18 protein-coding genes are annotated in these 26,694 nt (G+C 57.4%); 7 read left to right on the top strand and 11 right to left on the bottom strand.

The annotated features are described in order from the left end of the window. The first annotated feature begins 3 nt into the window (after window positions 1-3). Both JOE09_RS24540 and ugpQ read left to right on the top strand, forming a co-directional pair. Complete coding sequence (locus JOE09_RS24540; RefSeq protein WP_205067681.1) at window positions 4-1,074, top strand: sn-glycerol-3-phosphate import ATP-binding protein UgpC; 1,071 nt, start codon at window positions 4-6, stop codon at window positions 1,072-1,074. After that, window positions 1,074-1,814, top strand: a complete 741-nt coding sequence (gene ugpQ / locus JOE09_RS24535) for a glycerophosphodiester phosphodiesterase (protein WP_205067692.1) — start codon at window positions 1,074-1,076, stop codon at window positions 1,812-1,814. Before JOE09_RS24540 ends, ugpQ begins: the two co-directional genes overlap by 1 nt. A gap of 195 nt (window positions 1,815-2,009) precedes the next feature. Here the strand turns inward: ugpQ and JOE09_RS24530 are convergent, their stop codons facing one another. After that, entirely contained in the window at window positions 2,010-2,300 is a 291-nt protein-coding gene (locus JOE09_RS24530) for a DUF2756 domain-containing protein (protein WP_205067680.1), read from the bottom strand. A gap of 155 nt (window positions 2,301-2,455) precedes the next feature. Between JOE09_RS24530 and ggt the strand changes: the two genes are divergently transcribed. Then, on the top strand, window positions 2,456-4,234 hold the full coding sequence (gene ggt, locus JOE09_RS24525; RefSeq protein WP_205067679.1) for a gamma-glutamyltransferase: 1,779 nt from the start codon (window positions 2,456-2,458) through the stop codon (window positions 4,232-4,234). 42 nt (window positions 4,235-4,276) lie between these two features. Here ggt and malT read toward each other — a convergent pair whose 3' ends face one another. Further along, window positions 4,277-6,997, bottom strand: coding sequence for an HTH-type transcriptional regulator MalT (malT, locus tag JOE09_RS24520; RefSeq protein WP_205067678.1), 2,721 nt, complete (start codon window positions 6,995-6,997; stop codon window positions 4,277-4,279). Window positions 6,998-7,563: 566 nt separating this feature from the next. Between malT and malP the strand changes: the two genes are divergently transcribed. Beyond that, window positions 7,564-9,966 carry a maltodextrin phosphorylase gene (malP, locus tag JOE09_RS24515; RefSeq protein WP_205067677.1) on the top strand — a complete coding sequence of 801 codons (2,403 nt, stop codon included), beginning with the start codon at window positions 7,564-7,566 and terminating at the stop codon, window positions 9,964-9,966. 9 nt (window positions 9,967-9,975) lie between these two features. Next, the gene (gene malQ / locus JOE09_RS24510; protein ID WP_205067676.1) at window positions 9,976-12,057 is read left to right on the top strand and encodes a 4-alpha-glucanotransferase; all 2,082 of its coding nucleotides are present in this window, start codon (window positions 9,976-9,978) and stop codon (window positions 12,055-12,057) included. A gap of 42 nt (window positions 12,058-12,099) precedes the next feature. On the opposite strand, the gene fabF is transcribed toward malQ, so the two are convergent. From fabF to gntX, 3 genes are all read right to left on the bottom strand, one after another. Further along, a complete protein-coding gene (fabF, locus tag JOE09_RS24505) occupies window positions 12,100-13,374 on the bottom strand; it encodes a beta-ketoacyl-ACP synthase II (RefSeq protein WP_205067675.1) in 1,275 nt (424 codons plus the stop codon). A gap of 196 nt (window positions 13,375-13,570) precedes the next feature. Beyond that, window positions 13,571-14,146, bottom strand: coding sequence for a Fe-S biogenesis protein NfuA (nfuA, locus tag JOE09_RS24500; protein WP_105594063.1), 576 nt, complete (start codon window positions 14,144-14,146; stop codon window positions 13,571-13,573). A gap of 58 nt (window positions 14,147-14,204) precedes the next feature. Next, window positions 14,205-14,888, bottom strand: coding sequence for a DNA utilization protein GntX (gene gntX, locus JOE09_RS24495; protein ID WP_205067674.1), 684 nt, complete (start codon window positions 14,886-14,888; stop codon window positions 14,205-14,207). Between the two features lie 37 nt (window positions 14,889-14,925). Between gntX and bioH the strand changes: the two genes are divergently transcribed. Continuing rightward, window positions 14,926-15,690, top strand: coding sequence for a pimeloyl-ACP methyl ester esterase BioH (bioH, locus tag JOE09_RS24490; RefSeq protein ID WP_205067673.1), 765 nt, complete (start codon window positions 14,926-14,928; stop codon window positions 15,688-15,690). 239 nt (window positions 15,691-15,929) lie between these two features. Continuing rightward, window positions 15,930-16,196 carry a YdgH/BhsA/McbA-like domain containing protein gene (locus JOE09_RS24485; RefSeq protein WP_205067672.1) on the top strand — a complete coding sequence of 89 codons (267 nt, stop codon included), beginning with the start codon at window positions 15,930-15,932 and terminating at the stop codon, window positions 16,194-16,196. Window positions 16,197-16,214: 18 nt separating this feature from the next. Here JOE09_RS24485 and JOE09_RS24480 read toward each other — a convergent pair whose 3' ends face one another. The 6 genes from JOE09_RS24480 to JOE09_RS24455 form a co-directional block, all read right to left on the bottom strand. Further along, window positions 16,215-17,906 carry an alpha-amylase family glycosyl hydrolase gene (locus JOE09_RS24480; RefSeq protein ID WP_205067671.1) on the bottom strand — a complete coding sequence of 564 codons (1,692 nt, stop codon included), beginning with the start codon at window positions 17,904-17,906 and terminating at the stop codon, window positions 16,215-16,217. Window positions 17,907-18,010: 104 nt separating this feature from the next. Beyond that, a complete protein-coding gene (feoB, locus tag JOE09_RS24475; protein WP_205067670.1) occupies window positions 18,011-20,314 on the bottom strand; it encodes a Fe(2+) transporter permease subunit FeoB in 2,304 nt (767 codons plus the stop codon). Next, entirely contained in the window at window positions 20,311-20,553 is a 243-nt protein-coding gene (gene feoA, locus JOE09_RS24470) for a ferrous iron transporter A (protein ID WP_205067669.1), read from the bottom strand. The genes feoB and feoA overlap by 4 nt, the downstream gene beginning before the upstream one ends. A 159-nt stretch (window positions 20,554-20,712) precedes the next feature. Next, window positions 20,713-23,049, bottom strand: a complete 2,337-nt coding sequence (locus JOE09_RS24465) for a Tex family protein (RefSeq protein WP_205067668.1) — start codon at window positions 23,047-23,049, stop codon at window positions 20,713-20,715. Window positions 23,050-23,158: 109 nt separating this feature from the next. Next, window positions 23,159-23,638, bottom strand: coding sequence for a transcription elongation factor GreB (greB, locus tag JOE09_RS24460; protein ID WP_105594056.1), 480 nt, complete (start codon window positions 23,636-23,638; stop codon window positions 23,159-23,161). A gap of 142 nt (window positions 23,639-23,780) precedes the next feature. Continuing rightward, window positions 23,781-26,573, bottom strand: a complete 2,793-nt coding sequence (locus tag JOE09_RS24455; protein WP_205067667.1) for a TonB-dependent receptor domain-containing protein — start codon at window positions 26,571-26,573, stop codon at window positions 23,781-23,783. Window positions 26,574-26,694 lie beyond the last annotated feature (121 nt).

Genomic DNA, 26,694 nt, shown 5'->3' with positions numbered 1-26,694 from the left:
TCTATGGCTGGTGTAAGACTTCAGGCAGTAACCAAATCCTACGACGGAAAAATCCAGATCATCCAACCGCTGGACGTGACCGTTCAGGATGGCGAATTTATGGTGATGGTCGGGCCGTCCGGCTGTGGAAAATCGACCCTGCTGCGGATGGTGGCGGGGCTGGAACGAGTGACCACGGGCGATATCTATATCGATTCCCGCCGCGTCACCGATGAAGAGCCAAAAGATCGCGGCATCGCGATGGTATTCCAGAACTACGCGCTCTATCCGCATATGAGCGTGGAAGAGAATATGGCCTGGGGCCTGAAAATTCGCGGCATGGGCAAAGAGCAGATCCGGCAAAAGGTGCTGGAAGCGGCGCGCAGCCTGGAGCTGGAACCGCTGCTGAAGCGCCGTCCGCGTGAGCTTTCCGGCGGCCAGCGCCAGCGCGTGGCGATGGGGCGCGCTATCGTCCGCGAACCGGCGGTGTTCCTGTTTGATGAGCCGCTGTCGAACCTGGATGCCCGCCTGCGCGTGCAGATGCGCCTTGAGCTTCAGCAGCTGCACCGCCGCCTGCAAACCACCAGCCTGTACGTTACCCACGACCAGGTGGAAGCGATGACGCTGGCGCAGCGCGTGATGGTGATGAACAAAGGCGTGCTGGAACAGCTGGGTACGCCAACCGAAATTTACGAGCGACCGGCGACGCGCTTCGTCGCCAGTTTTATCGGTGCGCCCGCCATGAATCTGCTGGACGGTCAGTTCAGCGCCGACGGCTCTCGCTTCAGCCTGGATGAGCGTTTTGCCTTGCCGATCAGTGCGCCATCGGCAGGCAAGGCCGGGCAGGCGTTGACGCTGGGTATTCGCCCGGAGCATATTGAGCTGTCTTCTGCCGAAGCCGGCGGGATTCCGCTGGTGGTGGACACGCTGGAAATGCTGGGAGCAGACAACCTGGCGCACGGCAAATGGGGCCAGCATAAGCTGGTGGTGCGCCTGCCGCACTCGCTGCGTCCGGAAGCAGGCAGCACCCTGTGGCTGCATCTGCCACCGCACTCGCTGCACTTCTTTGACCAAAATGGACAACGTACTGAATGATTAATCGTGCCTGGCCTTACCCACCGATTGTCGCCCATCGCGGCGGCGGTAAACTGGCCCCGGAAAATACCCTGGCCGCTATCGATCTTGGCGCGCAGCTGGGCCATCTGATGATCGAGTTTGACGCCAAACTGTCGCAGGACGGTGAGATTTTCCTGCTGCACGACGACACGCTCGACCGCACCAGCAACGGCTGGGGCGTGGCGGGGCAGCTGCCCTGGGATAAGCTGGTGCAGCTGGATGCCGGGAGCTGGTTTGGCAAAACCTTCGACGGCGAGCGCCTGCCGCTGCTGGCGCAGGTGGCGGATCGCTGCCGCCAGCATCGACTGATGGCGAATATCGAAATCAAGCCGACTACCGGCCTTGAAGTTGAAACCGGTCGGGTAGTGGCGCTGGCCGCGCGCGATCTGTGGCAGGATCAGGTAGCACCGTTGCTCTCTTCGTTTTCTTACGAAGCACTGGAAGCGGCGCAGAAAGCCGCTCCGGAGCTGCCGCGTGGCCTGCTGCTGCATGAGTGGGATGATAACTGGCGGCAGATGACCGACGCGCTGGGCTGCCTCTCCATCCATCTGAATCACAAACTGCTGGATGAACAGCGCACCGCCGAACTTAAGCAGGCCGGGCTGCGTATTCTGGTGTATACGGTTAACGAGCCGGAGCGCGCGCATCAGCTGCTGCAGTGGGGCGTGGATGCGATTTGTACCGACCGCATTGACGTGATCGGGCCGGATTTTCGCTGAGGGCACTGCGGGCTATACGCCGCTGTTCGATCTTGAGGGCGACCCCGAAGCCCGGGGTGGCGAGTTGCCGTTTGAAAAAAGCCTGCGCTAAGCCTGCCGTCAGCGACGATGTTCTGCCTGTTTGCCACGAAAAAATGCCCTGGCGGCTAACCGACAGGGCATGGGAGTAAAGAAAACGGGCAATATCGCGCGGGGTTAGTTAGACGGCTGCGTGTTGTTGCTGTGGCCCGGCTGATTGTTCAACGTGCGCTGCGAGGCGCTGTCGCGCTGCTCCTGAATTTTACGCTGCAGATCCTGCTGCTGCCGCTGCTGATCCTGCTGAAGTTTCAGCTTCTGCTGAGACTGCTGGCTCTGCATCTGCTGCTGCATTCGCTGCGTGCTGGGGTTATAGCCCGGCTGATTCGGGTTATTGCCGTTGTTTAACATATTCGCCATACCGCTCAGCGGCAGCAGGGCGGCAAGCATCACTAACACTTTCGTTTTCATTGTGATTCCTCCGTGTTACTTCCCTTATTTTACGTCAGACGCAATGTACTGAGGCCAGGAGTGCTCCTGATTTCACGCAAAGTTCGCGAACCTGTCGTTTTTGTGCATATTTATCAATGGCAAACATAACGTAAATAAACTTAAAGGATGTAACAATGATGACACAAGGTAAGATGCGTCGCCTGTCCTTGTCACTGCTGGCCGGGTTACTGGTCTGGCAGGGGGCAGGTGCAGCCCCCACCGACACGCCGACGGCGCAGCCTGCTCCGGCAGCGGCACCGGTTTCCTACGGAGTAGGCGCGGATACCTTCCATCCGGTGAAAGCGGCGCACGGCATGGTGGCCTCGGTGGATGCCACCGCTACGGCGGTCGGCGTGAAGATCCTTGAGCAGGGCGGTAACGCGGTGGATGCGGCGGTGGCCGTCGGCTATGCGCTGGCCGTGACCCATCCACAGGCGGGTAACCTGGGCGGCGGCGGTTTTATGCTGCTGCGTACCGCCTCCGGTAACACCACCTCGATTGATTTCCGTGAAATGGCTCCGGTGCGCGCCAGCCGCGATATGTTCCTTGATGCGCAGGGCAATGCCGACAGTAAAAAATCACTGACCTCTCACCTGGCGTCCGGCGTTCCCGGCACGGTAGCGGGCTTCTCTCTGGCGAACCAAAAGTACGGCACGCTGCCGCTGAGCACGCTAATCCAGCCCGCGCTGGAGCTGGCGCGCAAGGGGATTGTGGTCAACGAATCGCTGGCCGACGATCTCAGCGTCTACGGCAAAGAGGTATTGCTCAGCCATCCGAACAGCAAGGCGATCTTCTTTAAGGCCGACGGCACGCCGTGGCAGAAAGGCGAGAAGCTGGTGCAGCGTAATCTGGCGAACAGCCTGGAGCTGATTTCCCGCCAGGGGCCGGATGCGTTTTATAAAGGGAAAATTGCCGATCAAATCGCGGCGGAAATGGAGCAGCACGGCGGGCTGATTGGCAAAGCGGACCTGGCCAACTATCGTGCCATCGAGCGCAAGCCGGTCAGCGGCAGCTATCGCGGCTATGAAGTCTATTCCATGCCGCCACCGTCCTCCGGCGGTATCCACATCGTGCAGATCCTCAATATTCTGGAAAACTTTGACCTGGCGAAAATGGGCTTCGGCAGTGCGGATGCGATCCAGGTGATGGCGGAAGCCGAGAAATATGCCTATGCCGACCGCTCGGAATACCTCGGCGATCCGGAGTTCGTTAAGGTGCCGACTCAGGCACTGACCAGCAAAGCCTATGCGAAAACCCTGGCGCAGCAGATCGACCTGGCGAAGGCGCGCCCGTCGTCGGAGATCAAGCCGGGCAAGCTGGCCCCGTATGAAAGCGATCAGACCACGCATTTCTCGGTGGTGGATAAAGACGGCAATGCGGTGGCGGTGACCTACACGCTGAACACCAACTTCGGCAGCGGCATCGTAGCCAGTGACAGCGGCATTCTGCTGAATAACGAGATGGATGACTTCTCCGCCAAGCCCGGCACGCCAAATGTGTACGGTCTGGTCGGTGGTGAGGCCAATGCGGTGCAGCCGTATAAGCGCCCGCTCTCTTCCATGTCGCCGACCATTGTGGCGAAAGACGGTAAAACCTGGCTGGTTACCGGCAGCCCGGGCGGCAGCCGTATTATCACCACCGTGCTGCAAATGGTGGTCAACAGCATCGATTTTGGTATGAACGTGGCGGAAGCCACCAACGCGCCGCGCTTCCACCATCAGTGGTTGCCGGACCAGCTGCGGGTGGAGAAAGGCTTCAGCCCGGATACGCTGAAGCTGCTGGGCGAGAAGGGCCAGCAGGTGAAGGTGATGCCGGCGATGGGCAGTACCCAGAGCATTATGCTGGGGCCGGACGGCATGCGCTATGGCGCTTCCGATCCGCGTACGATTGATGATTTAACGGCAGGATACTGACAGCAGCCGGGCCGACGTAAACCGTTCGGCCCGGTTTATTTGTCAGTTACTTACGCCCATCCCCATCAGCTGTAGCAGCTGCTGTGCCTGCTGTACCGCCTCCTGACGATGTACCACGCCAAGCTTCTGATACAGATTGCGGATATGGGTTTTGATGGTGGTGGCCGCCACGTCAAGCTCGCCTGCGATGCGCTCGTTGCTGTAGCCGGAATAAATCAGCCCCAGTACCTGCCACTCGCGCTGGGTCAGCGGGCTGGTGCGGATCAGTTCCGGCACCTGCGGATGGGTCAGCAGGCGGGTGACAAAGCTTTCGTCGAAGTGGGCGAACTTGTGGCGGTGGTGCTGATTAATATCGCGCAGGATGCGCTGAGCGCGCCGCTGCTCCATTTCCGGCAGCGTGTTGAGCTGTAACAGCTGGCGGAGCTGCTGCGCCATCGGTTCGCCTTCAATGACAAAGTGGCTGATAAAGCCGGTACGGTTGGCCAGGGTAAGCGCCTCAATCAGCGCCTGCTGGGCTTCGGCTTTGCGACTTTCCCGCCAGTAGAGCGCGTTGGCCAGCAGCAGATTGCGGTTTAAATCGCTGGTGAGCAGCAGGCGGCGTGCATTGTCATTCAGTTCATCCAGCACCACTTCCGCCTGGCTGAACTGCCCGAGCAGGATCTGTGCGCGGGCGATATTGCGCCACTGACCCTGCAGGAAGTGATTATCCGCATCCGCCGGTTTCAGGGTCAGGCCCAGCCAGCTGCCAGCGGTGGTGACGTCGTGAGTCATCTGCCAGTAGATCACCCGCGCCTCATCGGCGTTGGTGACCCAGTCGCTGTGGTAGTGGCCGTTGCTGAGCAGATTCTCACAGCGGGTCAGATAGCGGCGGGCGTTATCCAGATCGCCGCGCGCCAGGGCGCATTTCGCCAGCACCGTCAGGCACTGCAGCTGCTGCTGCGGATGAAAGTTCTCCAGCACCTTCAGCCCGGCGCGAGCGGCTTTCTCCGCATCGTCCAGATGTGCCCACGAGAGCAACAGCTGCGCACGCAGGCGCAGCAGGAATTCATGCATCGGCAGCTGTTCCAGCCCTTCTTCCGCAATCAGGCGGAAAGCCTGCTCCTGCGTATCCCAGGCGGTTTGCAGATAGCCCTGGGCAATCAGTATTTCACTCTGCTGCAGCAGCGCCCACAGCGCGTAGTGGCAGACGTTCTCCTGCCGTGCCATCTGCGCGGTCTGCTGCATCATCATCAGCGCCATCGCCAGCTCACCCCGACAGTGCAGCACTTCGCCGCGCACCGAGGTGGCGACGATACGGCTGAAGGCGCAGCTCAGCGGCAGGGTATCTAACGCCAGCAGCGCCAGGCGGTCGGCTTCATCCGGGCGACCGGCGTTGATCGCCACCTGCGCGCGCAGCGCGTTAAACTCGGCGCTGAGCAGATCGTCCACCACTACCTGCTCCAGCGCCATTTCCTGTTCGGCACGCGCCAGCAGGCGGTCGACTTCGTTATAACGGTGCTGACTCTGCGCCAGCCACGCCTGCAACAGGATCAGCCGGGGATTCTCGACCAGCTGTTTCCAGGGCAGCGCATGTAAGCCTTTTTCCAGCAGCGTCAGCTCGCTGTGGTTAAACAGGGTCCACGCGTGGCGCAGCAGGATATCGCGCAGCAGCGGAATATCTTCCGCCTCCAGCGCGTGATGAATCGCCTCACCGGCGTAACCCTGCGCCATCCAGCCTTCGGCAGCGGCGCGGTGGATCGCATGGAGTTCGCTGCCCAGCTCCCACTGGCAGCGCTGTCGCAGGAATGAAGCAAACAGCGGGTGGAAATTAAACCACTCGCCGTGTTCATCCATGCGCTGAATAAACAGCCCCTGGCGTTCAGTTTCTTCCAGTCGCCGCTGGCCGCACTCTTCGCTGGTCAGGCGGGCAATCAGCCCGTCGTTCATCGAGCGCAGCACCGAACTGCGCAGCAGGAAGTTTCGCGTGGCATCGTCGACGCAGTCCAGCACCTCATCCACCAGATAATCGGCCAGGTGGCTGGCGTTAATCCCGGCCAGACGCTGGGCAGACTGATGGGTTGGCGTATTGGACTGGCGGGCGGAGAGAGCGATGAGCTGCAGCGCGGTGGCCCATCCGGCCACTTCATCACACAGCCGCTGTGATTCCTGTTCGGCTATCGGCTGCTGCAGGCGGCCGGCGAAAAACGCGCGGGTTTCTTCATGGGTGAAGGCCAGCGACTGGCTGTTAATTTCCAGCAGCTGCTCGCGCACGCGCAGATTGGCAATGCCCAACGACGGCAGGTTACGGGAGAGGATCACCAGCGTCAGGTTTTCCGGCTGATGTCGCAGGAAAAAGCGCATCGCCTGATGGATCACGTCATTATTAAGCTGGTGATAATCGTCAATCACAATGGTGAGTGGCGTCTGCCATTCGGCCAGCTCAATAAACAGCTGTGAAAACAGCGCATTGAGTGAAGCATACTGACGTTTCTGCGCCAGAGCTTCACTGCGCACGCAGTGGCCGCCGGTCGCCTGTTGAATGGCCGCCATAAAATAGTTGGCGAAGCGTTCGGGATAGTTATCGCTCTCATCGAGAGAATACCAGCCCAGGTTATTTTTCCCCGCTGCCCACTGGGCCATCAGTGTGGTTTTACCGTAGCCTGCCGGGCTGGTGACCAGCACCAGACGGTACAGATGGCTGTTGGCCAGCCTGGCGATCAGGCGATCGCGTACCAGCGTATTCTCTAACCTTAGCGGTCTGCTTAGTTTTGAGGGTATCAGCATGGCGAACACTTCACTGTGTGATGGCGAAAGAAGAAATAAAATGAATTATTTCGCAGCGTGTAATTAAAGTACCTTCGACCAGGATAACGTGTATTGCAAGACGCAGCGTAAATGGACGTTCTGTAAGTTGCACTGCATCACATTTCCTTATGATTTTTTACATCGTGAGATGCTGGCGCGATTAATGAATTGACTCATACTTAATTACATCGCATTACTTTTAACACACACCTCCCTCACCTTTTTTTAGCCAGGCAGTGCGCTTTGCCGATTGATTGTGCGTTTCATCCGGGCCACGGGTCCGGCAAGCTATACCCTCTGATTGTCATTCTTGTTATTTATTTGCTCATCGCATTATGCGATGAGCTTTTTTTCGCATTGGCGTCTTAACTGTAAGGTGCTGGCGATCACATTTTCACCTACGCCCCACGGCTCCTCCCTGGTAAAAATTGCCCGGGGATGATGCCCTGTCATCCGGCGTCGTTAGCATGTGCGCATCGGTTTATCACAGTATTTCGGGTCATGACGGTAGTTGGTCAATTTGAAACCATTTTGTGAGGGAAGTTATGTCGCAACAGCAATTCAATAAAGCACGTTTTGACGCGGCTCTGACGCGTCAGTGGCAGCATCTGGGCTATTCCTCCGCCGCTGAGATGAATTCTCACCAGTGGTGGCAGGCGATTAGCGGTGCGCTGGCCGAACTGCTGGCGGCGCAGCCGGTGGCAAAAGTGGATAAAAAGCAGCGGCACGTTAACTATATCTCGATGGAATTTCTGATTGGACGACTGACCGGCAATAACCTGCTGAATCTCGGCTGGTATGACGAGGTGAAAGCCGCACTGGCGGAACACCAGCGTGACCTGAGCGAACTGCTGGAAGAGGAGGTTGATCCGGCGCTGGGCAACGGCGGTCTTGGACGCCTGGCGGCCTGCTATCTTGACTCCATGGCTACAGTGGGGCAGTCGGCAACCGGCTACGGCCTCAACTATCAGTATGGCCTGTTCCGGCAGTCGTTTGCCGACGGTCAGCAGAAAGAGGCCCCGGATGACTGGCACCGTGAGAGCTATCCGTGGTTCCGCCACAACGCGGCGCTGGATGTGAATGTCGGCATCGGCGGTAAGGTGGTGAAGAATGGCTCCGGCGGTTTTAGCTGGCAGCCCGCTTTTACCCTGCGCGGCGAGGCCTGGGATCTGCCTGTCACCGGTTATCGCAACGGTGTGGTGCAGCCGCTGCGCCTGTGGCAGGCGACGCATGCCCATCCGTTCGATCTCACCCTGTTTAACGATGGCAAATTCCTCAAGGCGGAACAGCAGGGCATTGATGCCGCGAAGCTGACCAAGGTGCTTTATCCGAATGATAACCATCAGGAAGGCAAGCGCCTGCGCCTGATGCAGCAGTATTTCCAGTGCGCCTGCTCGGTGGCTGACATTCTGCGCCGCCATCACCAGGCCGGCCGCAAACTGCACGAGCTGCCGGACTACGAAGTGATCCAGCTCAACGACACCCACCCGACCATTGCTATCCCGGAAATGCTGCGGGTGCTGATTGACGAGCATCAGCTCGGCTGGGACGACGCCTGGGCGATCGTCAGCAAAACCTTTGCCTACACCAACCACACTCTAATGCCGGAAGCGCTGGAGCGTTGGGACGAGCGTCTGGTTCGCAGCCTGCTGCCGCGCCACTTTACGCTGATCAAAGAGATCGATCGCCGCTTTAAAAAGCAGGTTGAAAAGCAGTGGCCGGGGGATGAAAAAGTCTGGGCGAAGCTGGCTGTCGTTCATGACAAGCAGGTGCGGATGGCGAACCTGTGCGTGGTCAGCGGCTTTGCCGTTAACGGCGTAGCGGCGCTGCACTCCGATCTGGTGGTTAAGGATCTGTTCCCTGAGTATCACCAGCTGTGGCCGGAGAAATTCCATAACGTCACCAACGGCATTACGCCGCGCCGCTGGCTGAAGCAGTGTAACCCGGCGCTCTCTGCGCTGATCGACGAGACGCTGAAGGAAGAGTGGGCCAATAATCTGGATGCCCTGCGCGGGCTGGAAAAGTACGCCGATGACAAGGCCTTCCGTCAGCGCTACCGCCAGATCAAGCACGATAATAAAGTGCGCCTGGCGGAGTACATTAAGCAGCGCACCGGCATTGTGGTCAGCCCGGATGCCCTGTTCGACGTGCAGATCAAGCGCCTGCACGAATACAAGCGCCAGCACCTGGGGCTGATGCATATCCTCTCCTGCTATAAGCGCCTGCGCGACAATCCGAAGCAGGACTGGGTGCCGAGGGTCTTCCTGTTCGGTGCCAAAGCCGCGCCGGGCTACTATCTGGCAAAAAATATTATCTTTGCCATCAATAAGGTAGCGGAGAAGATCAATAACGATCCGCTGATCGGCGATAAGCTGAAAGTGGTGTTTATCCCTGACTACCGCATTACGGCGGCGGAGCTGATGATCCCGGCGGCGGATCTTTCCGAGCAGATCTCCACGGCGGGCTATGAGGCTTCCGGTACCGGCAATATGAAGCTGGCGCTGAACGGCGCGCTGACTGTCGGCACGATGGACGGCGCTAACGTTGAGATTGCCGAGCAGGTTGGCGAAGAGAACATCTTTATCTTTGGTAACCGCGTGGACGATGTGAAGGCGCTGAAGGCCGGAGGCTACGATCCGCTGAAGCTGCGTAAAAAAGATAAGCACCTGGATAGCCTGCTGAAAGAGCTGGAGAACGGCTTCTTTAGCGGCGGCGATAAACACGCCTTCGATATGATGCTGCACAGCCTGACGAAAGGCGGCGATCCGTGGCTGGTGCTGGCGGACTTTGCCAGCTACTGCGAGGCGCAGCTGCGGGTGGAAGCACTGTATCGCGACCAGGAAGCCTGGAGCCGCGCGGCCGTTCTCAACACCGCGCGTACCGGAATGTTCAGCTCCGATCGTTCAATCCGCGATTATCAGCAGCGCATCTGGCAGGCAAAACGCTAAGGACAGCCTATGGATCATCAGCAATTTGAACATGCCGCCGCTGCCGCAGGTATCGCAGCGGAATACATCAACGCCAAAGGTGAGCCGGAAGTGATTCCGCTGGCAACGCGGCAAAAGCTGCTGGCGGCGATGCACGAGGTGCCAAAAGCCGATCGCGTGCCGCTGCCGCCGTGCAAAGTGCTGCTCAGCAAGCGCGAGCAGCGGCTCAGCATCGGCGGCAGCGGTGAGTACCAGTGGCATTTTCATACGGAAAAGGGCAAAGAGTTTCACGGGCGAGTTGCGGCGGGAGAAACGCTGACACTGCCGTCACGCCTGCCGAACGGCTACCATCAGCTGCTGCTTAGCCAAGGGAAAAAGCAGTGGCTGTGCCGGGTGATTATCGCGCCGAAGCGCTGCTATGAGCCTGCCGCCCTGAAGCAGGGCGAGAAGCTGTGGGGTTCCTGCGTCCAGCTTTATACTCTGCGTTCCGCCCATAACTGGGGGATGGGCGACTTTGGCGATCTGAAGCGGATGGTCGGCGAAGTGGCTCAGCGAGGCGGCGCGTTTATCGGCCTGAACCCCGTTCACGCCCTCTATCCGGCCGCGCCGGAGAATGCCAGTCCGTACAGTCCATCCTCCCGTCGCTGGCTGAACGTGATGTATATCGACGTTGCGGCAATAGTTGATTTCCAGCAGAGCGAGGAAGCACAGCGCTGGTGGCAGCAGAGCGAAACTCAGGCCACGCTGGCGGCGGTACGCGAAGCCGACTGGGTGGATTATGGCCCGGTGGGCGCGCTAAAAATTCAGGGCCTGCGCTATGCGTGGCAGCACTTCAGCAGCCGGCTGCCCGAGGACCGGACGCGTCTGGAATTCGAGCAGTTTATTACCTGCGGTGGGGAAAGCCTGTTTAACCAGGCAGCCTACGATGCTATCCACGCTTATATGCTGCAAGAGGATGCCAGCCGCTGGGGCTGGCCGGTGTGGCCGGAAGCCTGGCAGCATGGCGACAGCGATGCGGTGCAGCAGTTCTGCCAGCGCCACGAGGATGAGGTGCGCTTCTGGCTGTGGTTGCAGTGGCAGGCGCACCGCCAGTTTGATGAATGCTGGCAGTTCAGCCAGCAGCAGGGCATGCCGATTGGCCTTTATCGTGACCTGGCGGTTGGCGTTGCCGAGGGCGGTTCGGAAACCTGGTGCGATCGCGAGCTGTATTGTCTGAAGGCATCGGTAGGCGCTCCGCCGGATATTCTCGGGCCGCTGGGGCAAAACTGGGGGCTGCCGCCGATGGACCCGCATGTGATGGCGGCCCGCGGCTATCAGCCCTTTATCGATCTCCTGCGGGCCAATATGGCCAGCTGCGGCGCGCTGCGTATCGATCATGTGATGTCGCTGCTGCGCCTGTGGTGGATACCCTATGGTGAAACCGCCAATTTTGGCGCGTACGTTTACTATCCGGTTGACGATCTGATGGCGATCCTCGCGCTGGAAAGCGAGCGTCATCAGTGCATGGTGATCGGTGAGGATCTGGGCACCGTTCCGGCTGAAATCGTCGGTAAGCTGCGTGACAGCGGGATCTATTCGTGGAAGGTGCTGTACTTCGAGCAGCAGGATAAAGACACCTGGCGACCACCGGCTGACTGGCCGCGTCAGTCCATGGCCAGCGCGACTACGCACGATCTGCCAACGCTGCGTGGGTTCTGGAATGTCGGGGATTTAACCCTGGGAGAAACGCTGGGCCTGTATCCGGATAAAGTGGTGCTAAGCGGGCTGTTTGCTGACCGTGCGAAGCAGAAGCAGGCGCTGCTGGATGCGTTACACCGCTTCGGCTGCGTACCAAAGCGCTATGCTAAGCGGGCGGATAAACGTGAAATGGATGCCACCCTGAATCGCGGGATGCAGCGTTACATTGCCGACAGCAACAGCGCGCTGCTGGGACTGCAACCGGAGGACTGGCTGGATATGGCGAAGCCGGTCAACGTACCCGGTACCACCGATCAGTACCCCAACTGGCGCAGAAAACTCAGCCTCAGCATAGAGGACATGTTTGCTGATGAAGGGATAAACCGGTTGATTAGCGACCTCGATCGACGCCGCAGAGCAGGAAAAAACGCCTGAACTGCCGCCTCTGTCACTTAGCGTGGCGGAGGCGGCCACAGATTACTCTTTAAAGGCTTTAAATATTACCGAGGCATTCACGCCGCCGAAGCCAAATCCGTTTACCAGCGCGGTGTGGATCGCCATCGGACGGGCGGTATTCCGCACCACGTCTAATCCTTTCGCTGCGTCATCCAGCCGCTCAATATTCAGCGACGGCGGTGCTATCTGCTGACGTATTGCCATCAGAGAGAAGATCGAACCTACCGCTCCGGCCGCACCCAGCAGGTGACCGGTAGCCGACTTGGTAGACGAAATCGCGGTTTTCGCGCCTTCCCCCAGCACTTTCAGCAGGGCGTTAATTTCCGCCAGATCGCCCACCGGGGTTGAGGTGGAATGAGCATTAACATAGTCGATATCACTGCCGGTTAGCTTCGCCTGTGCCAGAGCCATCTGCATCGATCTGACGGCGCCTTCGCCATCTTCCGGCCCGGAGGTAATGTGATAAGCATCCGAGGTGGTACCGTAGCCAACAACCTCTCCGAGGATGGTTGCACCGCGCTGGCGAGCGTGCTCGAGTTCTTCCAGCACCAGCATGCCTGCTCCTTCACCCATCACGAAACCGTCCCGCCCGGCATCAAACGGCCTTGATGCCCGTTCCGGCTGTTCGTTCCAGGCGGTAGAAAGTGCGCGCGCGGCCTGGAAACCGCCCAGCGAAACCGGATTGATGCAGGACTCACTGCCGCCGACCACGGCGATATCGGCTTCGCCACAGCGAATGGCGCGCAGGCCATCGCCAATGCTCTGAATGCTGGCGGCACAGGCGGAAACCGGCGTGCCCAGCATGCCTTTAAAGCCATATTTTATCGCTACCTGTGACGCGGCAAGGTTGGCAATAAACGAAGGAATCGTGAAGGGGGAGAGGCGACGGCTGCCTTTTTCCGCCACGGTTTTTACCGCATTACTGATAGCGTGGAAGCCGCCAATACCGGTGGCAATAATGGTGGCAACCCGCACCCGTGCCGCTTCGCTAAGGTTACGCAGGTTAGCCTGGTTGACCGCTTCTTCGGCCGCAGCCAGCGCCAGATGAATAAAACGATCGGATTTTCGCTGTTCTTTATGCGGGATTAAAGCATCAAGATCTAACCCATACTCAGGGTCCTGATTCACATCGGGAACCTGTCCACCCACGCGTATGGCCGTGTCGCCGTAGGCATCTGCAGGGAGTGCAGAAACACCTGATTTACCTGCAACCAGGCGCTGCCAGCTGCCGTTCACGCCGTTTCCCAGAGGGCCTGTTAGCCCCATGCCGGTAATAACCACTCTTATATTATTCATAGATAATGCTTTCACCCGGGTTACGAAAGGAAATTTCAGTGTACACGTGTAAGCTGAAAGATCCATAGCTAAACCTGCGTTAAGCTCTTTCTGTATAACGAACTTTTTTTAGATGCAAAAGTGAGAGAAATAGCGAAGGCATAAATGAAAAAGGCGGCCATAAGGCCGCCCGGGAAGAGAGAATAACCGGCTGCGATCAGTAGAAGGAGTGCTCGCCGCGCTGATGTTCGGTCAGATCGCGCACGCCTTTGAGTTCAGGGAAGGCCTGCAACATCTCTTTTTCAATCCCTTCTTTCAGCGTGACGTCAACCATGGAACAGCCGTTACAGCCGCCACCGAATTGCAGAATGGCGAAGCCTTCGTCGGTGATTTCCATCAGCGAAACTTTACCGCCGTGACTGGCCAGCTGTGGGTTGATTTGCGCCTGAAGCAGATACTCAACGCGCTCAACCAGAGGGGCATCATCGTTCACTTTACGCATTTTGGCGTTTGGCGCTTTCAGCGTCAGCTGTGAGCCGAGATTATCGGTAACGAAATCGATCTCTGCGTCTTCCAGGTACGGTGCGCTGAGCTCGTCAACGAATGCCGACAGCTTGTCAAACTTCAGTTCAGTATCGGTTGCTTCTACTGCATCGGGCGGGCAGTAGGAAACGCCGCACTCGGCGGTGGGCGTACCCGGGTTAATAACGAATACGCGAATCTGGGTGCCATCTTCCTGCTTTGACAGCAGTTTTGCAAAGTGCTCTTGTGCAGAGTCAGTAATAACGATCATGGCGATTGCTCAATAGTTAACAAAATTCATTGGTTATAATACGCCCATCTCCGACCCGCTACAAGGTTCGGCACAGGCACCATATCTGTACGCTGGCGGCACCGGCGGCCAGTAGTATACGGCTGATTTCGGCAACCGTGCTGCCGGTAGTCACGACATCATCCAGCAGGGCAATATGACGCCCGCTGACCTCCGCCATGACCCGAAAAGCACCGCGCAGGTTGCGGCGGCGGGCCAGCGCATTGAGTCGATGCTGGATTTTCCCTTTGCGGATGCGCATCAGGCCCCGGCGGTCGTAGCGGCAGCGCGTCCAGTGGGCCAGGCACTGCGCCATATCATCTAACTGATTATAGCCGCGATGCCACGCTCTGCGGGAATGCAGCGGCACACACAGTAATAAATCAGGGCGTAACAGCCCGTTATTGCGGCGTGTATCTAACCACCTTAACAAAATCAGCCGCGCCAGCATCACCGCCTGTGCGGTGGCACGATAAAATTTTAGCCGGTTCACTAAGATCTTTAACGGCGGCTGCCACGGCGTTACGGCCAGCAGATGCTGCCAGGGCGGTGGGCGCAGCAGGCAGCGCCCGCAGGGGCGTGATGAATGGCCGCTGGCTAAACCACAGCGCGGGCAGCTGGGGTATTGCCGCAGTAAAGGGCGCAGGCAGACGCTGCATACGCCGTGGTGTGCCAGATTCAGCGGCATCTGGCATAGCCAACAGGCGGCTGGCATTGGTAGCATGATCACCTCATCGACGTAAAACACAGGACCATAACCTATGAAGCCGCTTTACTGGGAGACCATTGGCCAGGGAGATCGTCATCTTGTGCTGCTGCACGGATGGGGGCTGAATGCCAGCGTGTGGCATTGCATCAGCGATCGACTCAGCGCGCATTTTTGTCTGCACCTGGTGGATCTGCCGGGATATGGCCGCAGCCAGGGCTTTCCGGCGATGTCGCTGGATGAAATGGTGGCATCGATACTGCCGCAGGCACCCGAGAAGGCGGTATGGCTTGGCTGGTCGCTGGGCGGACTGGTTGCCAGCAGACTTGCGCTCCAGCATCCCGACAGGGTTGAAGCACTGATTACGGTAGCGTCTTCACCACGTTTCAGCGCAGCAGAGGATTGGCCGGGTATCCGGCCTGAAACGCTGAGCGGCTTTCAGCAGCAGCTCAGTGAAGATTTCCAGCGAACGGTTGAACGCTTTCTTGCCCTGCAAACCCTCGGTACTGAGAGCGCCCGTCAGGACGCCCGATCGCTGAAAAGCGCGGTGCTGGATCATCCGATGCCGTCCGTTGAGGTGTTGAATGCCGGGCTGGAAATACTCAGGGATGTTGATTTAAGAACGGACCTGATTTCACTGAATCTTCCGCTGCTGCGTGTGTACGGTAAACTCGATGGTCTGGTGCCGCGTAAGGTTGCCCCGCTGCTGGATACGCTATGGCCAGCCAGTTCCAGCATTATCATGGAAAAAGCCGCGCACGCGCCGTTTATTTCTCACCCCGAAGAGTTTAGCCAATATATTATTGATTTTACAAAATAATATAAAACCCATCATATGGTTTAACTTTTTGATAACCCATTTTTTTGCTCTCAGACGGCCAATAATGATGAGTGTAAAAAATAAGCGAATGATGGACAGGGAAATGCCACTTTTTGTCCATAATATCGTAGGTTATCCGGTTGGTTTGTCTGTCAGATCCGGTTAATAATGAAGTCGGCGGCGTGAGAGTCTTTACGCTGCCGAAGTTATTCGGATCTAGCCTAAGGAGAGGACAAATCATGAAAAAAATTATTTCTGCTACTGCATTATTATTCACAGCAACGTTAGCATTTAATGCTTCAGCCGCCCAAGAAATCAGCCGCCAGCAGGTTCAGGACATGAATCTGGATAAAATTGGTGTGATTACCACTACCGGCACCAATGCGCCAATGGATGCTAAAGCGGATCTGTCTGCCAAGGCGGATAAATTAGGCGGCCGTTACTACGTGATTATCGCCGCTGAAGAGCGTGGCCGTACGCTGGCAGAAGCTGAAGTTTATAAATAAGCCCCGTTGCATGGCGCTTTATTCCGCCTGCAGCCAGTAATAATCACACGGGGCCAGACTGAGTGGCCCCGCTTTGTTCATCCGATTTCCATTAATCACGTCGCGATACAGCCTGTCATCCGGTAGCGCGTAGCTCATCGCCTTCTCACTCAAATTGTAGATGCACAGCAGGGTATCTCCGCTGCCCGGTGCTTCGCGTTGCATCACCAGCAGCGTGTTTTCGCTTTCCAGAATTTTTAGTGGATTATCGGGATGGAAAGCAGGCTGCCGCTGGCGAACCTGAATCAGTTCACGCATCGCATTAAACACCCGATGCCGTAGCGTGGCGGGATCGGTTAGTGCCTGTTCGATATCACCCAGTGAATACTTCTCTCGGTTGATGGCCCGGTTGTAGCCGGCACGCCTGACCCCTTCAACATCGTTGCGCGAGCCAAGCAGACTTTGCACATAGACCGCCGGTACGCCGGGAAACGCCAGCAGCAGCGCGTGCGCCAGCATAAAGCGCCGCAGGCGGGTGTCGTCGTCATCATCCTTTTTATTTAACGCATCCATGTAGGTGACGTTAATTTCGTACGGGCTGGTGGTGCCGTCGGGATTGTTTTTATAGGAGATCAGCGCGCCTTCGTTTGCCAGGTCGCGCACCAGCGAGACGATCTCGGTTTCCGGCAGAATGCCGCGCAGCGGGTTCAGTCCGATGCCGTCGTGGGAGGCAAGGAAGTTAAAAAAGGTGGTGCTACCGCTGTTGGCGTCGAGCGATGCGGCCCACTGCTTCAGGGCGCGTGACGACCCGTAATGGATGGCGTGCAGTACCAGCGGCGGCAGTGAGAACTGGTAAACCATCTGCGCTTCATCCGTGCCGCTGCCAAAGTAACTAATGTTATCTTTGTGCGGCACGTTGGTTTCCGTCAGGATCACCGTCCCCGGCGCGACCTCATCGGCAACGGCGCGCATCAGTTTAACCAGCTGATGAGTTTTCTCCAGGTGAATGCAGGAGGTGCCGGGAGTTTTCCACATATAGCCAACCGCATCCAGCCGTACGTAGTCTGCCCCTTTTTGCAGATAGTCCAGCAGCACCGCCATCATGTCTATCAGCACTTCCGGGTTGGCAAAATTGAGGTCAATCTGGTCAGCGCTGAAGGTTGTCCAGACAAAGCGCGTTTCGCCATCTGCCAGAGTGAACGGCGTTAGCAGCGGGGAGGTGCGCGGGCGGGTGACGGCACTCAGATCGGTAGCGGGTGGCATGCTGATAAAAAAGTCATCCCAGCGTGGGTCCTGTGCCAGATAGCCTTTGAACCAGCGGCTTTCTGCCGAAATATGATTACAGACAAAATCGAACATCAGCCGGGTATGCTGGTGGAGCCGGGCAATATCCTGCCAGTCTCCGCAGTGCCGATCGATGCGGTGGTAATCAATAACGGAAAAGCCATCGTCCGAGGACCACGGGAAAAAAGGCAGCAGATGAACCAGGTTAAACGTTGTTTGCAGATGTTGCAGATAGAAGCGGGTAAAGGTGGTTAATGTGGCGGTGTCGTCCTCGCGGAACTGGTCGGCATAGGTTATCAGTACCACATCTTTTTCATCCCAGTGCGGCTTGCGCTGATAGCATATACGCTCGCGCGCATCGTCAATTTGCGCGCGCAGCCGATGCAGCGCGGCAGGGGGAAAGGAAGCGTCATAGATGCGATCGATTAAGCTACTGATGATATCCATGTGTCGTGAACGGGCCACCGCAGGCGAAGAGTTCAGGCGTTATTTTTCACTGTAGACTCTGGTATCAGATTCGCAACTTCTTCTGTCCTTTCCGCCGCAGAATATTAGTGGCAGTTTTTACTTTGCTCGCAGCCTTTGCAGGCGTGGGTAATATTTTTAACCGGGATTAGCATCGGTTTAAGCTTGATCCTGCGCAGCAGCGCCAGCACCACAATATTGACCAGCACGACGATAGCGATAATCAGGCTGCTGCTCCCCGGGTGCTGCTGGAAGCTGGCTAGCTGATAAAACATCGCAGCCAGAGACCAGGCGAGATCCAGCCCCCAGAAAATGGAAAACAGCATCCAGCGGCTGCTGCTTTCACGAGCGATTGCGCCCATTACCGATACACAGGGAACATACAGCAGAACGAAAATCAGATAACTGTAGGCCGCAGCATCGCTGACAAATTTACTGTGCATGGTCCCCATTGCGCCGCCGGCCATTTCAGCATCACCTTTGCTGGCTTCAATCGGGTTAGAGAGTACGCTCAGGCTGAAGGTGCTTTTCACCCCCTGCCAGGTTTCGTTAAGGGCTTCCAGCAGCTGGTGGGAGAGGCTGAACTCCGCGGCATCAAACGGCTGATGTTGGATAGCTTCTGCGGTATACAGCGTATTCAGCGTACCGACCACGACTTCTTTCGCCATGGCACCGGTTAGCAGGCCGACGGTCGCCTGCCAGTTATCGTCCGTCACGCCGATTGGGGAAAGCAGCGGCGTTAGCGTGCGGCTAACGCTGGCAAGGGCGGACTGGTTCAAATCGCTGACGGGTTCTCCGCTTAACGAAAAGCTATTCAGTGCCCCAATCAGCATGCTGACCAGCACGATTACCTTGCCAGCACGAAGTACGAAACCGCGCAGACGCTGCCAGCTTTGCAGCAGCAGGCTTTTCAGATGCGGAATGTGCCAGACCGGTAGCTCCATGACAAACGGGCTGGCGGTGCCGCGCATCAGCGTGTGTTTCAGCACCAGCCCGGTCAGAATAGCGACCACAATGCCCAGGACATAAAGGCTGAAGACAATGAGTGCACCGTGTTGGCCAAAGAAAGCCGCGGCGAAAACGGCGAAAATGGCCAGACGCGCACCGCAGGAGATAAACGGCGCCATCAGGACGGTCATTAAGCGTTCGCGTGGTGCATCGAGCGTACGGGCTCCCATCACAGAGGGAACGTTACAGCCAAAGCCGACAATTAACGGTACAAAGGATTTACCGGGTAGCCCCAGCGCCTGCATCAGGCGATCCATCACAAAGGCGGCACGCGCCATATAGCCGGAGTCTTCCAGCAGCGATAAAAACAGAAACATCAAGCCAATCTGCGGTACCAGCGGCATCACCGTATTGATCCCGCCGCCGACTCCCTGAGCGAGGAACAGCGTCAGCCAGTCCGGAAAATGCAGAGTGGCGCCCAGCCACTGGGTACCCTGAATAAAAATGGCGGCGGAACCGAGATCGAACAGTGGCTGCAGCGCACCGCCCAGGTTGATCGCCATAAAGAACATCAGATACATCACCAGGAAAAATATCGGTAGCCCCAGCCAGCGGTTCATTACCAGCTGGTCGAGCCGCTGCGAAAAACTGGCACCGGTTGTGCCGTGGGCGATGGCATCAATGCACAGCGCATCGATTTTCTGGTAACGGCTGCTGGCAATGGACTGCGCGGCATCGTCGCCGAGGTTATGGAGGAGATCCGCCAGTAGCGCGGTGGCTTCACCGGCCTGCTGTCGGCTCCAGATATCACCCTCCAGCATTTGCAGCGCCAGCCAGTGCTTTTGTTTGTCCGGTAATGCTTCCGGCTGCGCGGCGACAAGACGATCGATTGCCTCCTGTAGCGGTTGCGGGTAGTCAACGATCATCTCTGGCCCGGTCCGATCGTGGCGATCGATAGCCTGTTTCAGCGCATCGATGCCCTTGCCACGGGTGGAGATCAGCGGTATTACCGGGCAACCCAGCGCCAGCGAGAGCGCGTTGCTATCAATATGAATCTGCTGGCGCTCGGCGATATCCAGCATATTCAGCGCAACGATGCAGGGCTGCCCCATTTCCAGCAGCTGAGTGGTGAGATAAAGATTGCGCGCCAGATTACTGGCATCCACCACGTTAATCACCAGCTCCGCTTCTCCGCTGAGCAGGTAATGGCAGGCAATCTGCTCGTCCAGCGACGCCTGCGTAGACAGCGTGGTGAGTGAGTAGGTGCCGGGAAGATCAACCAGCCGCACCTGATTCTGCGGGGTGCTGAACATTCCCTCCTTGCGTTCAACGGTGACGCCCGCCCAGTTACCGACCCGCTGCCGCGATCCGGTCAGCTGATTAAAAAGGGTGGTTTTACCCACATTGGGGTTACCGGTGAGTGCGATAGTACAGGATTTCATATTTCTGCCCCGGCGGCCGCAAGGCTTTCAAGCTGAAGCAGGGCGAGATCTTTCTTCCGCAGCATCAGGCTGATGCGCGGCGTTTTAATTTGTAACGGATCGCCGAGTGGTGCGATGCGAACCAGTTGGAATGTTGAACCGGGCAGTAAGCCCAGGGCCATCAGTTTCTGGCGGAATACCGGACTGACCTCGGGAGAAAAACGAAGAATGCGATAACGCTGTTTTGGTATCAGTTGCATGCCTGTGCCCGCCATGTAGATAAAAATGAGTGATAATCAACCAATGAAAATTTTAATGAGAGTGATTATCGATGGTATTGATATGGCGCAATGTTGGCACTGCATGTGGCAGCAGATCGTAGCAAAGAGAGCGGATCGATCGATCCGCCCGTGGAGCTGTTAGCGTTTTTTACCGAATGCGGCAGCCAGCGCATCGCCCATCGCGCTGTTGCCCGCAGGCTGTGCGGCAGGGCGTTTAGTGCTTTTCGCCGGGCGGGCGTTGTCCCGGTTATTGGCGCTGCTGTTATTGTTGCCGCCGCCGCGACGGGCGTTGGTTTCCCCCGGCTGTTCGTCAAGACGCATGGTCAGGGCGATGCGCTTACGCTGTAAATCCACTTCCATGACCTTCACTTTAACGATATCCCCGGCTTTCACCACTTTGTGCGGATCGTCGACAAACTTATCCGACAGCGAGGAGATATGCACCAGCCCGTCCTGATGTACGCCGATATCAACGAAGGCACCAAAGTTAGTGACGTTGGTCACCGATCCTTCCAGCACCATGCCCGGCAGCAGATCGTTCATGGTGTCCACGCCTTCAGCAAACTGGGCGGTTTTAAACTCAGGGCGCGGGTCGCGGCCTGGTTTTTCCAGCTCTTTGATGATGTCGCTGACGGTCGGCACCCCAAAGCGCTCATCGGTGAAATCCACCGCCTTCAGGTTGCGTAGTTCACTGGGATTGCCCATCAGGTCGCCCAGTGACTGCCCGGTTGACGCCAGAATACGCTCGACGACCGGATAGGCTTCCGGGTGAACCGTGGAGGCATCCAGCGGGTTATCGCCCTGGCTGATGCGCAGGAAGCCGGCGCACTGCTCAAACGCTTTCGGCCCCAGACGGCTGACTTTCAGCAGCTGCTGGCGGTTCTGGAAACGGCCGTTTTCATCGCGCCAGCTGACAATGTTTTGGGCAATCATTTTGCTCAGGCCCGCCACTCGGGTCAGCAGTGGTACTGAGGCGGTGTTGAGATCCACGCCGACGCCGTTAACGCAGTCTTCGACGACCGCATCCAGCTTTTTCGCCAGCTGGCTCTGGCTGACGTCGTGCTGGTACTGACCAACGCCGATGGATTTCGGGTCGATTTTCACCAGCTCGGAGAGCGGGTCCTGCAGGCGGCGGGCAATGGAGACCGCGCCGCGAATCGATACATCCAGATCGGGGAATTCCTGTGCTGCCAGCTCGGAAGCCGAGTAAACGGATGCACCGGCCTCGCTGACGATCACTTTCTGGCCCTGTACCTGCGGGAACTGTTTTTGTACATCCAGGTAGAAGCGCTCGGTCTCGCGGGAGGCGGTTCCGTTACCGATAGCGGTCAGCTCCACATGGTGTTTCGCACACAGCGCGGCAACGGCGGAAGCCGCTTTGGCGATTTGCCCGGTGTGTGGGTAAATGGTATCCGTGGCAACCAGCTTGCCGGTGGCGTCAACCACGGCCACTTTCACCCCGGTGCGCAGTCCCGGGTCAAGGCCCATGGTGGCGCGCATGCCCGCCGGTGCTGCCATCAGCAGGTCGTGCAGGTTACGGGCAAAGACGTTAATCGCTTCATCTTCCGCACGCTCGCGTACCGTGCCCATCAGCTCGGTTTCCAGGTGCAGCAGGACTTTGATGCGCCAGGTCCAGCTGACCACGGCTTTACGCCAGGCATCGGCGGGCGCGTTGTTGAGGCGCAGGCCGAGATGATCGGTGACGATCTGCTCACCGTGGCTTTCGCGCGGCGGCTCATCAAACTGCGGGTCAGCGTTCAGCGACAGCTGCAAAATACCTTCGTTGCGGCCGCGAAACATCGCCAGCGCGCGGTGTGAAGGCACGGTGGCCAGCGCTTCATGATGGTCGAAGTAGTCGCGGAACTTGGCACCTTCGTCCTCTTTACCTTCAATGACGCGGGATACCAGGTGGGCGTTTTTCCACAGATAATCACGCACTTTCGCCAGCAGCGATGCGTCTTCGGCAAAGCGTTCCATCAGGATATAGCGCGCGCCGTCGAGGGCGGCTTTCACATCTGCGACGCCTTTATCCGCATCGACAAAGCCCGCAGCCCGCTGTTCAGGGTCCTGCGACGGATCCTGCCACAGCGTATCGGCCAGCGGCTCCAGCCCGGCTTCAATGGCGATCTGCCCGCGGGTGCGGCGCTTCGGTTTATAAGGGAGGTAGAGATCTTCCAGCTCGGTTTTGCTCATCGTGCCGTTAATGGCGGCGGCAAGCTCGTTGCTCAGCTTGCCCTGGTCATCGATGGATTTCAGAATCGACTGGCGGCGATCTTCCAGTTCGCGCAGATACCCGAGGCGCGTCTCCAGCGTACGCAGCTGGGTATCGTCCAGCCCTCCGGTCACTTCCTTACGATAGCGGGCAATAAACGGAACGGTATTGCCTTCGTCCAGCAGGCGAACAGCGGCTTCTACCTGTTCTGCTCTGGCCTTGAGTTCATCTGCAATAATGCGGCTCAGCGAATCTTTCATCATTGGGATACTTTTTTGGCTTAAGAAATAGGGGACAGTTATACGGATTGCAGGCGAAAAATGCCAACCCTGAGGCGGTGTAATCGTGATGCAACCGGTTATCGCCGCGTAATTAGGACTCTTCTATATAGCTGATATCGTTCACGTACCACAGCGCGTCACCTACCGGGGTATGCACGGTGGCGGCATCGCCCACTTCTTTTTTCAGTAGCGCACGGGCCATCGGCGAGTCGATAGAGATATAGTCGTTGCGCCCGAAGATTTCGTCGTAGCCGACGATGCGAAAGCGCTTGATGTCGCCGTCGTCGTTTTCCACCTCAACCCAGGCGCCGAAAAAGACTTTGCCATCCTGCTGCGGGGAATAATCGACAATGCGCAGCTGCTCCAGGCACTTGGTCAGATAGCGCACCCGGCGGTCGATTTCACGCAGGCGCTTTTTATTGTACTGGTAGTCGGCGTTTTCGCTGCGGTCGCCGAGGCTGGCAGCCCAGGTGACTTTTTTTGTCACTTCCGGGCGTTCTTCACGCCACAGGTAGTCCAGTTCCTGCTTCAGCAGGTTGTAGCCGCCGCGGGTGATCAGTTTGGTTTTCATCGTTAACCCATGCCGTAACCAGAGAAAACGCTATTTTGTGATGAGATGAGGCGGGGATGCAACCCACAGGATGATGAGAAAGCAGCGGGGAGATGGGTCTCCCCAAAAAAGAATCAGGCCGGGAATCCACCCGGCCATGCGATCAGAAGCGATACTCCATATTCGCCGTTAACGTGCGGCCCGGGTAGAAGTTGTAGCCCATGCTGGTCGGGGTGCCGTCCATCTGGTCGGTCAGGTTGGCCAGGTATACTCCCAGCTTCAAATCTTCCGTGGCCTGGTAGTTGGCAAACAGATCGACTTTAATGGTTTTTGGCCACAGGTTGGCGGTGAGCCAGCCGTCGCCATCGGGTAGCGGCAGCTGAGAATTTTGCTCCGCATAAGGACCGGCCTGCGCATCTTTGACATACCAGTAGGAAGCGCGCTGTTTACCGCGATATTGCAGGGTGGTTCCCAGCTCTAACTTACCGTGATATGGGGTGATTGCGGCGGTGATACTGCCCCGCACTGGCTCGATCAGGCTGGTTTCCATCCAGTTCCAGCCGGAATAGCACTGCGACCCGCCGTTGCCGCCGCCCTGGGTATAGATGGTGTCACCCGCTTCGTTATAGCTCTGATGATAATAACTTCCGCTTGGCGAATTCGCGCTGCACATCTTATTGTCGTGGCGAAGTGGAACCGTCAAATTGCTGCGGATGTAGAACAGCGGTTGTTTATACGCCAGATTAAATTCAAAACCCTGGCGGATCACGGCGTTGAGGTTATTCACGTTACCGACGCTCTGGCCTGTGCTGCCGCCACTTTCCCCGATAACATCATCGCGCATCCATAGCGGGCCGTAGCCGATATAGTTTTTGATCCGGTTGCGATAGAAGCCCACGCCGGCGGTAAACTCATCCGAAGCGATAAACAGCGCAGGGCGGTGATAATTGACGCCCAGCTGTAACGACAGGTTTTTTTCCGGTTTCAGGTCGGGATTAACCAGAAATGCCTGCCGCATCCAGACTCCGGAAACATACATTTCACTGCTGGTGGGGGCGCGCTCACTGTAGCCCAGTGAGGCGTAAGGGGTCAGCCCGGTATCCGCAAGGGTATACTGCACCGCGAGGTTGCCGGATTTCAGGTTGTAATGCTGTTTCTGATTATCGGTGACCCAGCGCGTGGTGCCTTCTTCTGGATCAATCTTCAGGTCATTGGTTTGGGCGCTGAGATCCTGAAAAGCCAGATCGTAGGCTTGATTGTAGTCATAACCCTGCCCAACATAACCGTCGATCAATGTACCGAAACTGGCGATCGTGCCAGCCTTGCTGGTGTTACCGCTGCGATAGTGGGGATCGTAGATCGTCATATCCACCCGCTGATAGCCCACCCCTGCGCTAATTTGCAGCGGGCCGTTATCATCGGTGCTTAGCGCCAGTGCAAGGCTTTTGGTGGTGGTGCGGGAATCGTTATCCCACTTTGGGATCGGGTAGTCGTAGCCCCAGCTCAGATACTGCTTGTGTAACGCATCCTCTTCGGTGAAGGCGTCGACCTTTTTCTTTTCGCTGCGGTACTCCACGCCGCTATCCAGCCGCCAGTCCCCGACAACCGGCAGGCTGAAATGGCTGCTGTTGGCCAGTTTGATGCCGTTGGACTTGTTATCAACGTTGTAGTGCATGTCCTGGTTATAAGCGTATGAGCCTGCCGATCCCAGCCACCCCTGTTTACGCCGCTGCTGTTCGTGATAAATCTGCACGCTTGGATTGAACAGATCGGTGAACGCCGCCTGATACTTCAGGCTGAGCATCCGGCTGTCGAGATCGTTTTTTACCGACCAGGGGCTACTGCCCCATTCCGCTTCCGTACCGTCATTCAGCGCTTTCACGTTCGGCTGCTGATCGCTTTCATAGCGGGAATGGCTGGCGGAGGCGAACAGTTCCAGACTTTGGGTGGCCTCATCATTGAAGAAATGGCGCAGCCTCAGCATCTGTGAATCGGCTTTGCGCTCGGTGCCTTTTAATGCGCCGGATTTGGCCGCCTGCTGTAACCATTGCAGGCGCTGCGGGGTAAGCATGCAGTTGCTCAGGCCGTCCTGATAGCCGCCTGAAATACCGTTGATGCTACCGTAGCGGCAGTTTTCTGCAGAATAATAGGTATTGTTTTGATCGTCAGAGAACTGCATGTTGGTAGCGTGAAAGCCATTCAACATTGCGCCCTGATTAAAATGGCTGCCGATGCGGTAGGCGTCGTTTTTACTGCGGGATACCCCCAACAGTACGTCCCAGTTTTCATCGCGCCCGGCGAGGAAAGCCGCTCCGGAGGGTTCCTGTCCGTTACCGTACTGGCTGAAGCCGGTGGAACCCCGTACCAGGCCACCCAGATTTTTACCCGGGCGCAACACGTCATCCATATCCAGATAGCGGAAGTTCACGCTGCCGCCAAGACTGCCCAGAGTACTGGTTGAGGTGTTGACGCCGCGGCTGACATCGATGGACTGCAGGAACAGCGGCTCCACGTAGATCGAGCCGGTCTGGCCGATGTCTTTGGTGAAAGCGGTAAAGTTCTGTGAGACCCCTTCCAACTGCTGGGAGACGCGACCAAAACCGGCAACGCCCTGAATACCTATAGACACATCGGGGCGTGCATACAGACTGTTCATCGAGGTCCCGGAGATTTGGTCCACGATGTCGCTCAGATGGCTGGCATTGCGGCGCTCAATATCTTTTCTGCTGGCTCCGGCGTTTATCCCGCTTTTAGGCGGCAGGGGAGCCGGGGTGCTTTCGGTCACGGTCAGGGTATCCGCAGGCACCGATGTGGCAGGCTTTGCAGGCGATTCTGCTGAGCTATCTGCGGTGGTTTGCTGTGCCAGCGCCTGCCCGCCGGATAATGAAATCAGAGTAAGAAAGGTGATTTTGGTGAGAGTGCCGCCGTCTTTGGCCCCTTTACGATCCCGAGTCATGTCTTTATCAGCCTGTTAGGAAGAGGAATAACCTTTTGCATGGTTATAGAAATGCGAGTGATAGTGATAATTAGAATTATTTCGTAATTGACTCGCACATTTTTTGCCGAAGCCAGGATGC

This window comes from Pantoea coffeiphila (genome assembly GCF_016909495.1).
Classification (GTDB): domain Bacteria; phylum Pseudomonadota; class Gammaproteobacteria; order Enterobacterales; family Enterobacteriaceae; genus Erwinia; species Erwinia coffeiphila.
This window is presented reverse-complemented; position numbering and strand designations above follow the sequence as displayed.

Coding starts and splice junctions, on each gene's coding strand:
- JOE09_RS24540 (WP_205067681.1), top strand. CDS start 4: ATGGCTGGTGTAAGACTTCAGGCAGTAACCAAATCCTACGACGGAAAA.
- JOE09_RS24530 (WP_205067680.1), bottom strand. CDS start 2,300: ATGAAAACGAAAGTGTTAGTGATGCTTGCCGCCCTGCTGCCGCTGAGC.
- ggt (WP_205067679.1), top strand. CDS start 2,456: ATGATGACACAAGGTAAGATGCGTCGCCTGTCCTTGTCACTGCTGGCC.
- malT (WP_205067678.1), bottom strand. CDS start 6,997: ATGCTGATACCCTCAAAACTAAGCAGACCGCTAAGGTTAGAGAATACG.
- malP (WP_205067677.1), top strand. CDS start 7,564: ATGTCGCAACAGCAATTCAATAAAGCACGTTTTGACGCGGCTCTGACG.
- malQ (WP_205067676.1), top strand. CDS start 9,976: ATGGATCATCAGCAATTTGAACATGCCGCCGCTGCCGCAGGTATCGCA.
- fabF (WP_205067675.1), bottom strand. CDS start 13,374: ATGAATAATATAAGAGTGGTTATTACCGGCATGGGGCTAACAGGCCCT.
- nfuA (WP_105594063.1), bottom strand. CDS start 14,146: ATGATCGTTATTACTGACTCTGCACAAGAGCACTTTGCAAAACTGCTG.
- gntX (WP_205067674.1), bottom strand. CDS start 14,888: ATGCTACCAATGCCAGCCGCCTGTTGGCTATGCCAGATGCCGCTGAAT.
- bioH (WP_205067673.1), top strand. CDS start 14,926: ATGAAGCCGCTTTACTGGGAGACCATTGGCCAGGGAGATCGTCATCTT.
- JOE09_RS24485 (WP_205067672.1), top strand. CDS start 15,930: ATGAAAAAAATTATTTCTGCTACTGCATTATTATTCACAGCAACGTTA.
- JOE09_RS24480 (WP_205067671.1), bottom strand. CDS start 17,906: ATGGATATCATCAGTAGCTTAATCGATCGCATCTATGACGCTTCCTTT.
- feoB (WP_205067670.1), bottom strand. CDS start 20,314: ATGAAATCCTGTACTATCGCACTCACCGGTAACCCCAATGTGGGTAAA.
- feoA (WP_205067669.1), bottom strand. CDS start 20,553: ATGCAACTGATACCAAAACAGCGTTATCGCATTCTTCGTTTTTCTCCC.
- JOE09_RS24465 (WP_205067668.1), bottom strand. CDS start 23,049: ATGATGAAAGATTCGCTGAGCCGCATTATTGCAGATGAACTCAAGGCC.
- greB (WP_105594056.1), bottom strand. CDS start 23,638: ATGAAAACCAAACTGATCACCCGCGGCGGCTACAACCTGCTGAAGCAG.
- JOE09_RS24455 (WP_205067667.1), bottom strand. CDS start 26,573: ATGACTCGGGATCGTAAAGGGGCCAAAGACGGCGGCACTCTCACCAAA.